Source organism: Amycolatopsis dendrobii, assembly GCF_014145675.1.
Lineage (GTDB): Bacteria > Actinomycetota > Actinomycetes > Mycobacteriales > Pseudonocardiaceae > Amycolatopsis > Amycolatopsis dendrobii.
This window is the reverse complement of sequence record NZ_JACGZW010000002.1, coordinates 517,194-533,273: the sequence shown is the minus strand read 5'-3', so window position 1 is coordinate 533,273 and position 16,080 is coordinate 517,194. Positions and strand designations below refer to the sequence as shown.

Below are 16,080 nucleotides of genomic sequence, written 5' to 3'. Positions count from 1 at the left end.
GACCGAGCCCCCCCAAGTCCAGGCAACGCAAGGCAAACGAGAAAGGCCGCCGATCCCCGCGCTGGGGGTCGGCGGCCTTTTCGTTGCGGCTAAAGGGATTGTCCGGAGCCGTGGCTCAGCACGAAATACGGCACAGCAGTCAAGCCCGTCGAGTGCGGATCAGTTCTCACGACTCCGCGATACAGGCGGCGCGCTCCAGACACCCCGCCCAATACCGCAAGGCACCTAACGAAAGTCCGCGGCAAGGCAAGCGGCAACCAAGCCTCAGGACTCCGACTTAGCAGCCTTCCGAAGCTCCTTGGGCAACGCGAACGCGATCTTCTCGTTCGCCGTGGTCACCTCGTCCACCTGTCCGTACCCGCGCTCGGCGAGCCACTTCAGCAGGTCCATCACCAACACGTCCGGCACCGAGGCCCCCGACGTGACCCCGACCGTCGACACGCCTTCCAGCCACGCCTCGTCGACCTCCGAAGCGAAGTCGATCAGATGCGAAGCCGACGCGCCGGCCTTCAGCGCGACCTCCACCAGCCGCTTCGAGTTCGACGAGTTCTTCGAGCCGACGACCAGCACCAGATCGCATTCCGGGGCCATCGCCTTGACCGCGACCTGACGGTTGGTGGTGGCGTAACAAATGTCGTCGCTGGGCGGGTCGGCCAAGGTCGGGAAGCGATCGCGCAGCTGGTCGACGCGCTCCATCGTCTCGTCCACCGACAGGGTGGTCTGCGACAGCCAGATCACCTTCGACGGATCGCGCACGTCGACCTTGTCGACATCCTCGGGCTTGTCGACCAGTTGCACCTTGTCCGGTGCCTCGCCAGCCGTGCCCTCGACCTCCTCGTGGCCTTCGTGACCGATGAGGAGGATGTCGTAGTCGTCCTTGGCGAAGCGGTTGACCTCTTTGTGGACCTTGGTGACGAGCGGGCAGGTCGCGTCGATGGTGCGCAGGTTCCGCTCGGCGGCCTCGGCGTGCACCGCGGGCGAGACGCCGTGCGCGGAGAACACCACGAGCGCGCCCTCGGGCACCTCGGACGTCTCGTCGACGAAAATCACGCCGCGTTCGCGCAGGGTCTCGACGACGTGCCGGTTGTGCACGATTTCCTTGCGCACGTACACCGGCGGCCCGTACAGCTCGAGCGCCTTCTCGACGGCGACGACCGCGCGGTCAACGCCTGCGCAATACCCGCGCGGCTTCGCGAGCAGCACGCGTTTGGCGGCGCCGGACCGGGAAATCGTCGGGGTACCGGCGGGTTCGGTTCCGGGACTCGCAGAAGTCATGCCTCCAGGGTACGGGCAGTGCCGATCCGGGGTTGAAGTCCTCGTTCGGATGATGGCGGCGGCCATTCAGGCTGTGCCGGGCGTCACGTCCGGTGCCCCTGGCCACCCGTTCGGTTGGGCAGAACAGCCCTGATACGGCACGCTGGACCCATGAAGCCACTCCCGCTCCCCCTCCGGGTCGCCGCGGGCCTCGCCGTCACCACCGCCGAGCGGGTTCGTGAGCTCCCGAAGCAGCTCACCGGCCTGCCGGTCACCGTTGTCAGCCAGGTGCTGCAGCTGTCCATGCGCGTCCAGCAGCAGGTCACCGAGCTGGCCATCAAGGGCGACGACGCGCTGTCGATGCTGCGCCCGGTCGAAGACACGCCCAGCTGGGCCACGTTCGACGAGGACGCCGAACCCGAGTTCGCCCCGTCCCGGCCCACGCTCGTACCGGTCGACGACCTGCCCGAGCCGCGTACCAACGGCCACCGGACGCAACCACCGGACCTCGCCGCGGAAACCATCGACGATCCGTGGGTCGAGGAGACCCGTGCGCTCGCCGAGGAGCACCCCGAGGGCGAGAACGACAGCTCCGGCCCGGCCGGGCTCGGCAATTACGACGAGCTGACCCTGCCGCAGCTGCGCGCCCGGCTGCGCCGGCTGACCGTGCCGCAGCTGGAAGAACTGCTGGAGTACGAGAAGGCCAACGCCGACCGCGCGTCGTTCGTCGGCATGCTCGCGCGGCGGATCGGCAACGCGCGCAAGGCGGAGGAACAGCCGGGCGACCCCGCGGAAGGCCAGTGAGCAACGACCCCGCCACCAGCGCGGAGAACCCGTGGCCGGTCCGCACCGTCGCGCGCAAGATCGGCGACTGGGTCCACCGGCTCGGCGACGTCTGGGTCGAAGGCCAGGTCACGCAGATGAACGCGCGGCCCGGCACGCAGACCGCGTTCCTGACCCTGCGCGACCCGTCCGCGGACGTCTCGATGTCCGTGACCTGTCCGATGTGGCTGGTGCGTGAACTGCCGACGCCGCTGCGCGAAGGCGACCGCGTAGTCATCCATGCCAAGCCGTCGTTCTTCTTCGGCCGTGGCACGCTGAGCCTGCGCGCGGACCAGATCCGCGCGGTCGGCATCGGCGAACTGCTCGCGCGGATCGAACGGCTGCGCAAGCTGCTGGCCGCCGAAGGCATGTTCGCCCGCGAACGGAAGCGGCCGATTCCCTTTCTGCCCAAGGGAATCGGACTGATCACCGGACGCGCGTCGGCGGCTGAGCGGGACGTGCTGGCGAACGCGCAAGCACGCTGGCCGCACGTGTTGTTCAAGGTGCTGAACACCGCCGTGCAGGGTTCGCAGGCGGTCCCGCAAATCCTTCGCGCACTGTCCATTTTGGACAAAGACCCGGACGTCGACGTGATCGTCATCGCCCGCGGCGGCGGCAGCGTCGAGGACCTGCTGCCGTTCTCCGACGAAGCGCTGTGCCGGGCGGTCGCGGCCGCGGGCACGCCGATCGTCAGCGCGATCGGGCACGAGCCGGACACTCCGCTGCTCGACCACGTCGCCGACCTGCGCTGCTCCACTCCGACCGACGCGAGCAAGCGCATCGTGCCGGACGTCCGCGAGGAGACCGCGCGGGTGCGGCAGATGCGCGACCGCGGCCGTCGCGCGCTGCACGGCTGGGTCGACCGGGAGACGCGGCTGCTGACCCAGCTGCGCAGCCGTCCGTCGCTCGCCGATCCGCTGGGCCCGATCGAACGCCGCCTCAGCGACGTCGAGATGCACCGCGAACGCGGCCGTCGCGCGATGCTCAGCCTGCTCGCCAAGGATCAGGCCGAAGTCGCGAACGCGCGGGGCAAGCTGGCCGCGCTCGGCCCGGCGGCCACGATGGAGCGCGGATACGCCGTCGTCCAGTTCACGGATTCCGCAGGCAACCTCCACGTGCTCCGCTCCGTCTCCCAGATCGAGGACGGAGCGCAGTTGCGCGTACGGGTCGCCGACGGGGCGGTCCACGCGGTGGCCGAGTCCGTCGAGCCGACGACGCCCGCACCGGAAGGAGACCGGCCGTGATGCACCGGGCCCCGGCGTTCCTCCCGCTCACGGTGGACGCCGCCGCTCGGCTCAACGCCGGTCTCCTGCTGCGGCAGGCCCTGGTCACCGACCGGGCCGCCGACGAATGCTGGACAGCCCTGCTCGCCGGCTGCGGTACCGCGGCCAGGCGCGGGCTGGCACCGCAGCTCAGGCGACTGTCCGAGGCGACGTCCGAGCACGTCGGCGTCCGGTGGTGGTTCGCCGAAGGGACCGGGCATCGGCGACGCGTGGCGAGCGCGCAGGAAAACCTCGAGGACGCCATCGCGGACGGTGACGGGCAGGAGTTCGCACTGGCTTTCGTCGGATACGACCATGCGATGGCCAGCGCGGTGGTCGCTTGCCCGCGGCGAGCGCGTTCACCTCGTTAGCGGCTGCTCGATCGGGATCCAGCGGCAGGTCACCCGATGTAACAGCCTGACTGATCAACACGTCTATTCGCTCATTCACGACGAAGAGAGCGGGACAGGACGATGACAGCCGACCCGGGCACAGATCCGCAACCAGTTCCGGCGAAGGCGCGCAGGTGACCCTCGTAGACGAGACTGGCCGAGTCGTAGCCACCACAGCTTTGCATCGCAGCGGAGGTGCGTCCGACATCGTCGACGGCGTCTGGGTGCGGACCTTCACCTTCGAATTCACCGATGTCCCCAGCGCCGAGCGTTACGGCGTGCATTTCGGCAACGACCACCGCGCCACGATGTGGAAGGACGCGGATGACGCCAAGCGCAACGGCTGGCAGCTGAGTCTCGGAAACTGACCCTCCCCGGAATGTCGGCCGAACGCGGTAGTCTGCGCCGACAGCCCCGTGCACCACAAGGTCGGAGAACGTGAGCGAAGCAGACACCGCCGGACTCGGTTACGAGCAAGCCCGCGATCAGCTCGTCGAGGTCGTGAAGGAACTGGAAGCCGGCGGGCTTTCCCTGGAGCAGTCGCTTGAGCTCTGGGAGAAGGGCGAGCAGCTCGCCAAGGTGTGCGAACGGCATCTGGAAGGCGCCCGCGAGCGGATCGAGGCCGCGCTGGCCTCGGTGGAGACCGACGACGCAGAGTGACGTGCACCATGCGTGGCTGAATCGGTCAGGTGGTTCCGGGATCTGACAGACTGGGCACCCGCTGACGAACCGTGTTCCGGGAGGCCACCATGACCACCGCCAGTGACCGCAGCCGACGCGAAGCGCCTGATCGCAACCTCGCCATGGAACTGGTGCGGGTGACCGAGGCAGCCGCGATGGCCGCCGGCCGCTGGGTCGGCCGAGGCGACAAGATCGGCGGCGACGGGGCGGCCGTCGACGCGATGCGCCAGCTCGTCTCCACCGTCTCGATGCGCGGCGTCGTCGTCATCGGCGAGGGCGAGAAGGACGAAGCGCCGATGCTGTTCAACGGCGAAGAGGTCGGCAACGGCGACGGCCCGGACTGCGACGTCGCGGTCGACCCGGTCGACGGCACCACGCTCATGGCGAAGGGCATGCCGAACGCGCTGGCCGTGCTCGCGGTCGCCGAGCGCGGCGCGATGTTCGACCCGTCCGCGGTGTTCTACATGGAGAAGCTGGCCGTCGGCCCGGACGCGGCGGGCAAGGTGGACATCTCCGCCCCGGTCGCGGAGAACATCCGGCGGGTGGCGAAGGCGAAGAACTCCAGCGTCAGCGACGTGACGGTCTGCATCCTCGACCGGCCGCGGCATGAACAGCTGGTCAAAGAGGTCCGCGAGGCGGGAGCCCGGATCCGGTTCATTTCGGACGGCGACGTCGCCGGCGCGATCGCCGCGGCCCGGCCGACCACCGGCGTCGACATGCTGCTCGGCATCGGCGGCACGCCCGAGGGCATCATCGCCGCGTGCGCGATGAAGTGCCTCGGCGGCGAACTGCAGGGCAGGCTGTGGCCGAAGGACGACGCGGAGCGCGAGAAGGCGCTCGCCGCGGGCCACGACCTTGACCGGATCCTGCTCAACGACGACCTGGTCACCGGCGACAACGTGTTCTTCTGCGCGACCGGCGTCACCGACGGCGACCTGCTGCGCGGCGTCCACTATCGGGCGGGCGGCGCGACGACGCAGTCGATCGTCATGCGGTCCAAGTCGGGGACGGTCAGAATGATCGACGGCTACCACCGGCTCGAGAAGCTGCGGGCGTACTCGTCCGTCAACTTCGACGGCAACCTCGACCTCGACGAGGACGAGCGCGCGGTGCCTCCGCTGCCCTGATCTGCCAAGGAGTTCCCCGGTGTCGAAACGGCTGTTCGCGCTGGTGCTGACTGTCCTCACCGGAGTCGTGCTCAGCGCGGGCACCGCTTCGGCGGGCTCTTCGATCGTCGGCGGGACCGATGCGGACCAGCCGTACCCGTTCGCGGTGTCCCTGCACACCTCGGGCGGCGCGCTGTTCTGCGGCGGCTCGCTGATCACGCCGACTTGGGTGGTCACCGCGGCGCACTGCCTGTCCGCGAAGGACCCGGCGACGATCGGGTTGCGCGTCGGCAGCAACGACGCGGACGAGGGCGGGGAAACTCCGAAAGCGGCGGAATTCGTGCTGCACCCGCATTTCAACGCCGAAACGCAAACCGGCGACGTCGGCCTGATCCGGCTGACCGCGCCGGTGAAGGCCGCGCCGATCGCGATCGGCGGTTCGGCGTCGCCGGGCACGGCGGTCCGGGTGATCGGCTGGGGCCAGACGTGCGCGACGCCGAACTGCGGCCCGGTCTCGAAGACGCTGCGCCAGCTCGACACACACCTGGTGCCGGGCGCGAAATGCCCGGCGACGTTCGACGGAACCTCCGAGCTGTGCACGGAAAGCCCCGGCGGATCCGGTTCGTGCTACGGCGATTCCGGCGGTCCGGAACTGATCCGCGACGGCGACCGGTGGCTGCTGGCCGGCATGGTCAGCCGCCCGGGCAACCGCTCGTCGACGTGCGGATCGGCTCCGTCGATCGCGACCTCGGCGGTGGCGTATCAGCCTTGGCTCGCGGAGAAAACCGGCTGATTCACTCGACGTTGCTCGAATGCCCGGGGAACAAATGCGCCTCGGGATTCAACGCCACCGCGATATTGTTCACCGCCGTAGCCGCCTCCCCGAATCCCGTCGCGATCAGCTTCACCTTCCCCGGATACGCCGCCACGTCGCCCGCCGCGTAAACGCGGGGCCGGGCCGTCGCCATCGTCGAGTCCACCGCAATCGCGCGGTGATCGATTTCCAGTCCCCAGCTTTCGATCGGCCCCAAATCCGCGGTGAACCCCAACGCCGCGACCACAGCGTCCGCGCGCAGCTGCTCGTCCGCGCCGCCCTTCACCGTCACGTCGACCGCAGCCAGCGAACCGTCCGGGGCTTCGACAAACCGGGCCACCTCAGCGTCCGTGACCAGCCGCACGCCCAGCTCCCGCACCTGCCGCACGATCGATTCCGCGGCCCGGAACTTCGCGCGGCGGTGCACGAGCGTCACGCTCGCCGCGACCGGATGCAGCGCCAGGCACCAGTCGAACGCCGAATCCCCGCCGCCGACCACGACGACGTGCTGTCCGGCGTGGGCAGCGAGTGTCGGGACGAAATGGACCATCCCGCGGCCTAGCCAGCCGTCTCCGGCAGGCAGCGGACGGGGCGTGAACTCGCCGATTCCCGCCGTGATCAGGACCGCGCCCGCGCGCAGGACGTCGCCGCCGTCGAGGGTCAGTTCGAGACCGCCGTCGACGCTCTCCAGCTTCTCCGCCTTGCGGCCGAGCAGGTAGTCCGGCTTCCACGGCGCGGCCTGGTCCACCAGTCCCTGCACGAGATCCCGGCCGCGGACCGCGGGGAACCCGCCGACGTCGTAGATCATCTTCTCCGGATACATCGCGGTGACCTGGCCGCCCGGTTCGGGCAGCGAATCGACTACGGCCATCGACAGGCCGCGGAATCCCGCGTAGTAGGCGGCGAAGAGGCCGGTGGGACCGGCTCCGATGACGACGAGGTCGTAATCCATGAGGCTCGCTCCATGCCAGTGGTGGGTGGCGGTGATCGAGAACACAACCGAGCGTACCGGGGTGGGCGACAACACCCGGCCGGTTGCGCGAAACGGGGCCAGAATCGGGGGTATGGCTGAACAGGAATACCGGATCGAACACGACACGATGGGTGAGGTCCGCGTCCCGGTCGACGCGCTCTACCGCGCGCAGACCCAGCGTGCCGTCGAGAACTTCCCCATCTCCGGCCGCGGTCTCGAGCGCGCCCAGATCCGCGCGCTGGGCCTGTTGAAGGCCGCCGCCGCCCGCGTGAACGCGCGCCTCGGCGTCCTGGACGCCGACGTCGCCGACGCGATCGCGAAGGCCGCGGACGAGGTCGCCGAGGGCAAGCACGACGCGCACTTCCCGATCGACGTCTTCCAGACCGGCTCGGGCACGTCGTCCAACATGAACGCGAACGAGGTCATCGCGACGCTGGCCACTCGCGCGCTCGGCCGCGATGTGCACCCGAACGACCACGTCAACGCGTCGCAGTCGTCGAACGACACCTTCCCGACCACGATCCACGTCGCCGCCACCGAGGCCGTCCTCACCGACGTCATCCCGGCGCTGGAGCACCTCGCCGGCGCGATCGAGGCGCGCGCCGAGGAGTGGCAGGACGTCGTCAAGTCCGGCCGCACGCACCTGATGGACGCCGTGCCGATCACGCTCGGCCAGGAGGCGGGCGCGTGGGCCGCCCAGATCCGGTTCGGCATCGAGCGGCTGCAATCTGGCCTGCCGAGGCTGGGCGAACTGCCGATCGGCGGCACCGCGGTCGGCTCCGGGTTGAACGCGCCCGACGGCTTCGGCGCGGCCGTCTCGGCCGAATTGGCGCAGATCACCGGGTTGCCGCTCACCGAGGCACGCAACCACTTCGAGGCGCAGGCGACGCAGGACAGCGTGGTCGAGACGTCCGGGCACTTGCGTACGGTCGCGGTGTCGCTGAACAAGATCGCGAACGACCTACGGTGGCTGGGTTCCGGCCCGCGCACCGGCTTGGCCGAGCTGGCTTTGCCGGACCTGCAGCCGGGTTCGTCGATCATGCCGGGCAAGGTCAACCCGGTCATCCCGGAGGCGACGCTGCAGGTCGTCGCGCAGGTCGTCGGCAACGACGCGGCGGTCGCGTTCGCCGGCGCGGCGGGCAACTTCCAGCTCAACGTGAACCTGCCGGTCATCGCGCGCAACGTCCTCGAGTCGGCGCGGCTGCTCGCTGCTGTCTCGCGGTTGCTGGCGGACAAGGTGTTCGCCGGGGTCACCGCGAACGTCGAGCGCGCGCGGCAGTACGCCGAGGGGTCGCCGTCGATCGTCACGCCGCTCAACAAGTACATCGGCTACGAGAAAGCGGCCGCGGTGGCGAAGCAGGCGCTCAAGGAGCTCAAGACGATTCGCGAGGTCGTGCTGGAGCGCGGGTACGTCCGCGACGGCAAGCTCACCGAAGCGCAGCTGGACGAGGCACTCGACGTGCTGCGGATGGCGCGCGGCGGCAAGTAGCGTTCAGCCGGTCGCAGTGGCTCGTTCGGACAATTCCGGGCGAGCCGCTTCGCGTTTCCACAGTCCACATGCGACTCCCGCGGCGACCAGGGTGACGCCGGCCAGATCCTTCAGCTCGAACTGCTGCGCACCAATCAACACCGCGACCGCCAGTCCGGATACCGGCATCAGCCCGATCAACACGCCCGCCCGGTCCGCGCCCAAGTCGACGACACAGCTGTACCAGAGCACGAAAGCCACTGCGGTCACCACGACCGCCAGCAACAGCAACGCGACGAGTTCGCGCGCGTCCGGCCACCGCCAGGCTCCCGCCGGATCGACCACCGTCCCGACCACGGAACCGCTTGCCGCAGCCGTGAAACAGCCCCACGTCGAGGTCGCCAACGGCCCGAGCCGGCGCAGCAATCCCACCGCGAGCAGGGTGAACGACGCCTCGCACAACATCGCCAGCGCAGCCAGCAGCAGTCCTGGCGCGGAAGCGGATCCGCCGCCGGACAGCACCACGATGCCGAGCCCGGCGAGCACCGATCCGAGAACCGGAGCAGCGGACGGACGGCGACCGTCGAGCAGCGGGGCGAGCAACGCGAGCACGAGCGGACTGGCCCCCAGAAACGCCGCTACCGCACTGGGTTCCGCGTAGCGCTGCGCCAGCAGCAGACAGGCCTGGAATCCGATCATCCCGGTCGCGGCGAGGCCGAGCAGGGTCGGCAGATCGCCCAGTTTCGGCCGCGGCAGCGGACTGCGCGTGACCTTCGCCCAGCCCAGCAGCAGAAGGCCGCCGAGCGCGTACCGCAACGCCTGCCCGGTGATCACCGGATATCCGTCCAGCATGCCGGTGACCGGCACCGATCCGCCGACCAGCACCGCGCCGGCCACCCCTGAAAGCACCATCGACCGTTTCACGCCGCTCAGTCTTCAGCGGCGAGTGGTCTATTCAGAAGGACCACTCCACCCTGGTCTAATTGGACCACTTCGCCGTACTGTCGTGCCCGTGGAAACCATCCGCGAGTTGCTCCTGCCCGCCGCCACCGGAGGACGCCGGGGCCGCTCCGTCGAAGCCGCGTTGCGCGACGCGATCCGCACCGGACGGCTGGCGGTCGGCACCCGACTGCCATCGAGCCGCGATCTCGCGCGTCAGCTCGGCGTCGCTCGCGGCACCGTCACCGCCTTGTACGAGCAACTCACCGCAGAGGGCTACCTGCTGAGCAAGCACGGGTCGGGCACTCGCGTCGCGCCGATCGACGGTGCTGCGCCGAATCCCCGGGTCAGTGCGGCGAAAAAGCCGACCTGGGAGTTCGATCTGCGTCCCGGACTGCCCGCGTTGTCGGCGTTCCCCCGGGCCGAATGGCTTGCCGCCGAACGAGAAGCCCTGAACGCGACGCCCGACCTCGGTCTCGGCTACCCGGACCCGACCGGCCATCCGGCCTTGCGTGCGGAACTGGCCGCCTACCTCGGACGCGTCCGGGCGTTGCCGACGAATCCGGACGACATCGTGATCACCAGCGGAGCCGCGGAAGCGTTGTCGTTGCTGGCCGACGCCTTGCCGGACCAGCGCATCGCCGTCGAAGACCCGAGCCACCACGGCCAAGCGAACCTGCTGCGCGACCACGGACTCGCCCCAGTCGGAATCCCGGTCGACGACAAGGGCATCAACGCCGATGCACTGTCCACTTCAGACTGTTCCGTTGTGCTGGTGACCGCTGCGCACCAGTTCCCGCTCGGCGTCGCGTTGCATCCGGAACGCCGTCGGCAGCTGCTGTCCTGGGCGGCGGAAACCGGCGGGCTGATCCTCGAAGACGACTACGACGCCGAGCATCGCTACGACCGTCCCGCGCTGGGCGCGATGCGCGCGCTCGCACCGGACCACGTCGCGTACATCGGCAGCGTCAGCAAAGTACTCGCACCAGCGCTGCGGATCGGCTGGCTCATTCCGCCGCGACGATTGCGCGACGCCGTGGCCCGGGTCAAGGAAATGCACGACCTCGGCTGTCCGCCGCTCCCGCAAGCCGCGCTCGCGCACCTGATCGCCACCGGCGGTTACGACCGGCATCTGCGCCGCACTCGACGGCTGTATCGCGCTCGTCGTGACGCGCTTATCGACGCCCTGACCCAACGTCTTCCACAGTGGCAGCCGGTCGGGATCGCCGCCGGACTGCACCTGGTCGTCCGGCTCCCGGACGGCACTGACGACGTGCGGCTGCAGGAAAAACTCGCCGCGGCGGGCGTGCACGCCCCGGCCTTGTCGACTTATTCCCATACCTCCTCCGGATATCCGGGCCTCGTGCTCGGGTACGCCGCACTTCCGCCGGACCGGCTCCGCGCCGCCGTCGAGCGGATCGCGTCGGCCGGTTGAACCGCTGGTGAACACCTGGTGCACCGGGGAGGGGTCCCTCGGCTGACGCTTAGGGTTGGCCTTCTCGGGAGCGGCAAGGGGGAGGCGACCGTGAGCTTCGGGGAAATCGTGCGAACACTCGCCGACGTGCTCACGTCCAGCCGCGGCATGGTGCCCATCGCCGTCGTCGCGGGCGCGACAATCCTCGCCCCGATCATCGACCGTTACGTCGTCCGCCGCAGGCGCGTGATCTACCGGGAGCTCTACAACTCCAAGATCGGCCTCAACCCGGTCACGCTCAGCGACTCGCACAACGGCGCGGTGCAAGCGGATCCGGAGCTCGTGCGCACCGTGCAGCTGCTGGAACCGCTCAGCGTGGTCGTGATCCGCATCCGCAACACCGGCAGCTTCGACATCGGCCCCGACGACTGGGAACACCCGCTGCAGTTCACCTTCGGCAGGCGGGTGGTGTGGGACGCGCGCGTGTCCGACGCCAAGGACGGGTTGCGCGAGGTGGTCCGGAACGGACTTGAATTCTTTACTCATGATCAGCCTACGCCGGAAAACGGAACCGCGCGACTGTCCGGCGTGCGAGCGTTGCTGCCGCAGCGGCTGACCGCGCTGCTGCGGCAATCCGACACACCGGCCGCCGCGGCACCGCAATGGCACGGCGTCCGCCTTGAACAGCTTTCGCTGAAGCGACGGGAAAAGTTCAAACTCGTCGTCGTGCTGCGCGAGCCGGACGACTGGCGCGGCGGGCCGTTGTCCAAGGAACTGGACGTCACCGGACGGCTGAGCGGCGGGCGGATCAAGGACGAACGCAAACAGCGCTGGCTGTCGTGGCCGGTGGTCACAGGAGCGATCGGAGTACTGCTGACCGGGGCGTTGCTGAGCATGCTCCTGGTCGCCGTATCGCGCGGCTCCGAACCCGGCTGCGGCACCGGATCCCTTGCGGTGCACGGATCCAGTGCGTTCGCGCGGATCATGAACAGCGTCGCTGCCGAGTACCAGAAGCTGTGTCCCGGTGCGACGATCACGACCCAAGCGGACGGAAGCGTGTCCGCAGTGCGCGAACTGGGGCCGTTGCCCGCGGAACAAAAGGACAGCATGGCAGTGCTTTCCGACGGTAAAGCTTCCGACGCCGGGCCGGATCTGGTCACACAACCGGTCGCGGTGCTCGTGTACAGCTTGGCAGTGAACAAAGCCGTCGGCGTCGACCGGTTGAGCGGCGAGCAGGTCCGCGGCATCTTCAGCGGGAAGTACACCGACTGGGCGCAACTGCGCGAGGGTCCGTCGATCCCGATTCGGGTCGTCGGACGCGGGCAGGAATCGGGGACGCGCAAGACTTTCGAGGAGAAGGTGCTGGGCGCGGCCGAGCCGGGACTGTCTTCAGACGACTGCCGGACGCCGACCCGCGACCCGCACGCCACAGTGGTGCGCTGCGAACGCGGCAAGACCGACGAACTGCTGCGCGCCGTCGGCGACACCCCCGGAGCGATCGGCTACGCGGACGTGCCCGCGGCCAAGATCGCCGCGGTGCAAGGCCGGGTCGCGATGGCGAAGCTCGACGACCGCTATCCCGATGTGACCAGCATCGACGCCGGCTATCGCTTCTGGACGGTGGAGTACCTCTACACCAAGGGCGTGCCGGAGAACGATTCGCTGCTGAAGCAGTTCATCGACTACCTGCGCAGCAGCACGGCGCGGGCGGAACTGCAGGACGCAGGGTACACGCCGTGTGTGACAAAACAGGGGCTGCTGGACCAGTACTGCACTCGTCCGGATGCCTGACCAGCTCTTTTTCACCCGGTCGAGGCTGGGGCGGGGGTTTTTGTCGGTGGCGGGGGCGATGATGGCCGGGTGTTGTTCACCGACCTCGTCACCGCCTCCGCCGAACTGGCGGCCACGCGGTCACGGAAAACGAAAATCGCCGTGCTGGCCACCGTGCTGCGTGCGGCCGAACCCGGCGAACTGCCCGCGGTGATCGCGTATCTCACCGGGCAGACCGCGCAGGACCGGCTCGGAGCCGGCTGGCGCACGCTCGCCGACCTCGCCGTCGAACCCGCGGCTGCCCCTGCCGTCTCGGTGGCGGAGGTCGACGTCGCGCTCACGGAGGTCGCGGCCGCGGCGGGTGCGGGTTCGGTGAAGCGACGAGCGGAGGCGCTCGCCGCGTTGTTCTCCCGGCTGACCCGTGCCGAGCAGGAGTTCGTGTTCCGGCTCGTCACCGGGGAGCTGCGGCAGGGTGCGCTGGAAGGCGTGATGGTCGACGCGGTCGCGGCGGCGGCCGAGGTGGAAGTCGACCAGGTGCGGCGCGCGTTCATGCTGTCCGGGCGATTGCCGGTCACCGGACAGGCGGCGTTGACCGGGGGCGCGGCGGCGCTCGCGGAATTCGGACTGGAGCTGGGCCGTCCGGTGCGGCCGATGCTCGCGTCGCCGGCGGAATCGCTGGAGGAAGCGGTGACAGAGCACGGGAACGCGATCGTCGAGTACAAAATGGACGGTGCGCGGATCCAAGTGCACCGCCACGATGCGGAAGTGCACGTGTACACGCGCACGCTGCGGGAAATCACCGGCAGCGTAGGCGAATTGGTCGAACTGGTGCGGGCGCTGCCGTGCGAATCGGTGGTGCTGGACGGCGAAACGCTCGCGCTCACCGACGAAGGGCGGCCGCGGCCGTTCCAGGAGACGATGAGCCGGTTCGGCAGCACGCGGGACGAACAGGTGCGGGCGTTGCTGCTGCGGCCGTACTTCTTCGACTGCCTGCACCTGGACGGGGTCGATCTGCTCGACGCGCCGTTGTCCGAACGCAACGAGGCGCTGCGCCGGGTGGCGGGCGAGCACGTGATCCCCGGTTCGATCCGGCCGGAATCGCCCGCGGCGGTGCTCGACGCGGCGATGGACGCCGGGCACGAGGGCGTGATGGTGAAGGACCTCGACTCGATCTACGCGGCCGGGCGGCGCGGGCGCGCGTGGCTCAAGGTGAAACCGGTGCACACCATCGATCTGGTGGTGCTGGCGGCGGAATGGGGACACGGGCGGCGCACCGGGAAATTATCGAACCTGCACCTCGGCGCGCGCGATCCGGACGGCGGGCCGCCGATCATGGTGGGCAAGACGTTCAAGGGCCTCACCGACGAGTTGCTGGCCTGGCAGACCGAGCGGTTCCAGGAGATCGAGACGCATCGCGACCGGTGGACCGTCCACGTGCGACCGGAGACGGTGGTCGAGATCGAGCTGGACGGGGCGCAGGTCAGCACGCGGTATCCGGGCGGGCTGGCGCTGCGGTTCGCGCGAGTGGTGCGGTACCGGCCGGACAAGGATCCCGGCGAGGCCGACACCATCGACACCGTCCGGGGGCTGCTGCGCGGCAGCCGTCCGGCGGAGCGCACCGCGGCCGATGGTTCCGCCGCGCAACCCGCTCCCCCGGCGTGGACCGGTCCGGAAGATCAGCCCGGTTCCGAGGAGGAGTCCGGATGACGCTCGCCGGGCATCGCCCCAGGATGAGTGGGCACATTACGGACATCGGGCAGCTTTCCCCGCTGTACTCGGGAAAACGCCCGACGAAAGTCGATGTCGCACCCGTGGCCGCGTACCCGAGAGTGGGGGCACTGGCCTGCGTCGATAGGAGAAAAGCATGACGTTCCGGGTGAAATCAGCCGTCCGGCGATTCGGGCGGCCGATGACCCTGCTGGCGGGCGTGGCGCTCGCCGCCACCGTGGTGGCGGCACCGGCCAGTGCCGCGCCAACGCCGCCGCGGCAGCCGTCGCGACACCACTTCTCGGCTGCCGCACAGTCGTTCGTCGGCGCGACCACGGTGCAGGATCGGGTGGCGCGGCTCAACGCGGCGATGGCCAAGCTGCCGAAGGAAAGTGGCGCGTACAACGCCACGAAGCTGTGGAACCAGGGCATCACCGGCGCTGGGTCCACTGTGGCCACGCTGGTGTCCTTCGGCGACGACAAGGTCAAGCAGGTGCTGGACGAGTACTCCCGGCAGCACGGTCTGCCGCCGGCGAACGTCGAGGTGCTGCAGCCGTCCGGCGCGGTGCCCGCGTGCACCGATCCTGGCGTGGACACCGCCGCCTGCCAGTCGTGGGGCGGGGAGACCGATCTCGACGTCACGATGATGCACGCGATGGCTCCGGGCGCGAAGATCGTCGTCGCCGCGACCCCGGTCGCCGAGACCCAGGGCTTCGCCGGTCTGCCGGAAATGATGCACGCCGTCGACTACCTGACCGAGCACCGGATCGCGGACGTGGTCTCGATGAGCTTCGGCACCACCGAGGAGAACTTCCCGTCGTTCGAGTCGATCAAGACCCTCGACCCGGCGCTGGAGCGGGCGAGCAAGGCGGGCGTCACGCTGGTGGCGTCGTCGGGTGACGACGGCCCGACCGGGGCGTACCTGCAAGGCCCCGGCCGGTATCCGTACCGCGTGGCGAGCTGGCCCGCCAGCGACCCGAACGTCACCGCGCTCGGCGGCACCCAGCTGCACCTGGACGCGAACGGCGTCCGCACCCAGCCGGACGACCTCGTCAACGCGGCGGACAACGGGTTCAGCGAAGGTGCGGGCGTGTCGAAGGCGTACGCGCGGCCGTCCTGGCAGAACCACGTCAAGAAGATCACCGGCAGCACGATGCGGGCGTACCCGGACATCAGCATGGAAGGCGTCCAGGGCACGTCGCAGTCGGCGCCGTTGTTCGCCGGGGTGCTGGCGCTGGCGGTGCAGGCCAAGCACGGGCGGCTGGGCCAGATCAACCCGGCGCTCTACTCGAAGCTGGGCCCGCAGGGCACCGCGGCCGGGATCGTCGACGTCACCAAGGGCGACAACAGCCAGTGGGACGTCGAAGGCTTCAAGGCCGGTTCGGGCTACGACATCGCGAGCGGCTGGGGCACGATCGACGCGTCGGTCTTCGTGCCCGCCCTGGTGAAGGCGGTGCGGTGATGCGGTAGTCGCCAAC

The 16,080-nt window shown here is 69.4% G+C and carries 15 protein-coding genes; 12 read left to right on the top strand and 3 right to left on the bottom strand.

All coding sequences use genetic code 11. The features are described 5' to 3' along the window. Window positions 1-264: 264 nt before the first annotated feature. The gene (locus H4281_RS06610; protein ID WP_182889950.1) at window positions 265-1,275 is read right to left on the bottom strand and encodes a 4-hydroxy-3-methylbut-2-enyl diphosphate reductase; all 1,011 of its coding nucleotides are present in this window, start codon (window positions 1,273-1,275) and stop codon (window positions 265-267) included. Window positions 1,276-1,425: 150 nt separating this feature from the next. Between H4281_RS06610 and H4281_RS06605 the strand changes: the two genes are divergently transcribed. The 7 genes from H4281_RS06605 (at window position 1,426) to H4281_RS06575 (ending at window position 6,310) form a co-directional block, all read left to right on the top strand. Beyond that, window positions 1,426-2,058, top strand: coding sequence for a lipid droplet-associated protein (locus H4281_RS06605; RefSeq protein ID WP_182889949.1), 633 nt, complete (start codon window positions 1,426-1,428; stop codon window positions 2,056-2,058). After that, entirely contained in the window at window positions 2,055-3,320 is a 1,266-nt protein-coding gene (gene xseA, locus H4281_RS06600; RefSeq protein WP_182889948.1) for an exodeoxyribonuclease VII large subunit, read from the top strand. The genes H4281_RS06605 and xseA overlap by 4 nt, the downstream gene beginning before the upstream one ends. Further along, the gene (locus H4281_RS06595) at window positions 3,320-3,709 is read left to right on the top strand and encodes a hypothetical protein (protein WP_182890252.1); all 390 of its coding nucleotides are present in this window, start codon (window positions 3,320-3,322) and stop codon (window positions 3,707-3,709) included. The genes xseA and H4281_RS06595 overlap by 1 nt, the downstream gene beginning before the upstream one ends. Before the next feature lie 155 nt (window positions 3,710-3,864). Next, a complete protein-coding gene (locus tag H4281_RS06590) occupies window positions 3,865-4,098 on the top strand; it encodes a hypothetical protein (RefSeq protein ID WP_182889947.1) in 234 nt (77 codons plus the stop codon). Window positions 4,099-4,168: 70 nt separating this feature from the next. Next, the gene (locus tag H4281_RS06585; RefSeq protein WP_182889946.1) at window positions 4,169-4,390 is read left to right on the top strand and encodes an exodeoxyribonuclease VII small subunit; all 222 of its coding nucleotides are present in this window, start codon (window positions 4,169-4,171) and stop codon (window positions 4,388-4,390) included. A gap of 89 nt (window positions 4,391-4,479) precedes the next feature. Then, the gene (gene glpX, locus H4281_RS06580; protein ID WP_043828132.1) at window positions 4,480-5,538 is read left to right on the top strand and encodes a class II fructose-bisphosphatase; all 1,059 of its coding nucleotides are present in this window, start codon (window positions 4,480-4,482) and stop codon (window positions 5,536-5,538) included. A gap of 19 nt (window positions 5,539-5,557) precedes the next feature. Next, entirely contained in the window at window positions 5,558-6,310 is a 753-nt protein-coding gene (locus H4281_RS06575) for a S1 family peptidase (protein WP_182889945.1), read from the top strand. Window position 6,311: 1 nt separating this feature from the next. Here H4281_RS06575 and H4281_RS06570 read toward each other — a convergent pair whose 3' ends face one another. Next, window positions 6,312-7,283, bottom strand: coding sequence for an NAD(P)/FAD-dependent oxidoreductase (locus H4281_RS06570; RefSeq protein ID WP_182889944.1), 972 nt, complete (start codon window positions 7,281-7,283; stop codon window positions 6,312-6,314). Between the two features lie 112 nt (window positions 7,284-7,395). Here H4281_RS06570 and H4281_RS06565 point away from each other — a divergent pair, with 112 nt between their 5' ends. Continuing rightward, on the top strand, window positions 7,396-8,793 hold the full coding sequence (locus H4281_RS06565) for a class II fumarate hydratase (RefSeq protein ID WP_182889943.1): 1,398 nt from the start codon (window positions 7,396-7,398) through the stop codon (window positions 8,791-8,793). Window positions 8,794-8,796: 3 nt separating this feature from the next. Here the strand turns inward: H4281_RS06565 and H4281_RS06560 are convergent, their stop codons facing one another. Beyond that, window positions 8,797-9,696 carry a DMT family transporter gene (locus tag H4281_RS06560; RefSeq protein ID WP_312872072.1) on the bottom strand — a complete coding sequence of 300 codons (900 nt, stop codon included), beginning with the start codon at window positions 9,694-9,696 and terminating at the stop codon, window positions 8,797-8,799. Window positions 9,697-9,784: 88 nt separating this feature from the next. On the opposite strand from H4281_RS06560, the gene pdxR reads away from it, so the two are divergent. The 4 genes from pdxR to H4281_RS06540 all read left to right on the top strand — a co-directional run bounded on the left by pdxR (window position 9,785) and on the right by H4281_RS06540 (window position 16,064). After that, window positions 9,785-11,146: a MocR-like pyridoxine biosynthesis transcription factor PdxR gene (pdxR, locus tag H4281_RS06555; protein ID WP_182889942.1), complete on the top strand. Its 1,362-nt coding sequence runs from the start codon at window positions 9,785-9,787 to the stop codon at window positions 11,144-11,146. A gap of 90 nt (window positions 11,147-11,236) precedes the next feature. Next, complete coding sequence (locus H4281_RS06550) at window positions 11,237-12,916, top strand: PstS family phosphate ABC transporter substrate-binding protein (protein WP_182889941.1); 1,680 nt, start codon at window positions 11,237-11,239, stop codon at window positions 12,914-12,916. Window positions 12,917-12,985: 69 nt separating this feature from the next. Then, a complete protein-coding gene (locus tag H4281_RS06545; RefSeq protein WP_312872071.1) occupies window positions 12,986-14,602 on the top strand; it encodes an ATP-dependent DNA ligase in 1,617 nt (538 codons plus the stop codon). 157 nt (window positions 14,603-14,759) lie between these two features. Further along, complete coding sequence (locus tag H4281_RS06540; RefSeq protein ID WP_246411449.1) at window positions 14,760-16,064, top strand: S53 family peptidase; 1,305 nt, start codon at window positions 14,760-14,762, stop codon at window positions 16,062-16,064. Window positions 16,065-16,080 lie beyond the last annotated feature (16 nt).

What these genes read in the sequence shown, in the direction of transcription:
- H4281_RS06610 (WP_182889950.1), bottom strand. Translation starts at nt 1,275, where the DNA reads ATGACTTCTGCGAGTCCCGGAACCGAACCCGCCGGTACCCCGACGATT.
- H4281_RS06605 (WP_182889949.1), top strand. Translation starts at nt 1,426, where the DNA reads ATGAAGCCACTCCCGCTCCCCCTCCGGGTCGCCGCGGGCCTCGCCGTC.
- H4281_RS06595 (WP_182890252.1), top strand. Translation starts at nt 3,320, where the DNA reads ATGCACCGGGCCCCGGCGTTCCTCCCGCTCACGGTGGACGCCGCCGCT.
- glpX (WP_043828132.1), top strand. Translation starts at nt 4,480, where the DNA reads ATGACCACCGCCAGTGACCGCAGCCGACGCGAAGCGCCTGATCGCAAC.
- H4281_RS06570 (WP_182889944.1), bottom strand. Translation starts at nt 7,283, where the DNA reads ATGGATTACGACCTCGTCGTCATCGGAGCCGGTCCCACCGGCCTCTTC.
- H4281_RS06565 (WP_182889943.1), top strand. Translation starts at nt 7,396, where the DNA reads ATGGCTGAACAGGAATACCGGATCGAACACGACACGATGGGTGAGGTC.
- H4281_RS06540 (WP_246411449.1), top strand. Translation starts at nt 14,760, where the DNA reads ATGACGTTCCGGGTGAAATCAGCCGTCCGGCGATTCGGGCGGCCGATG.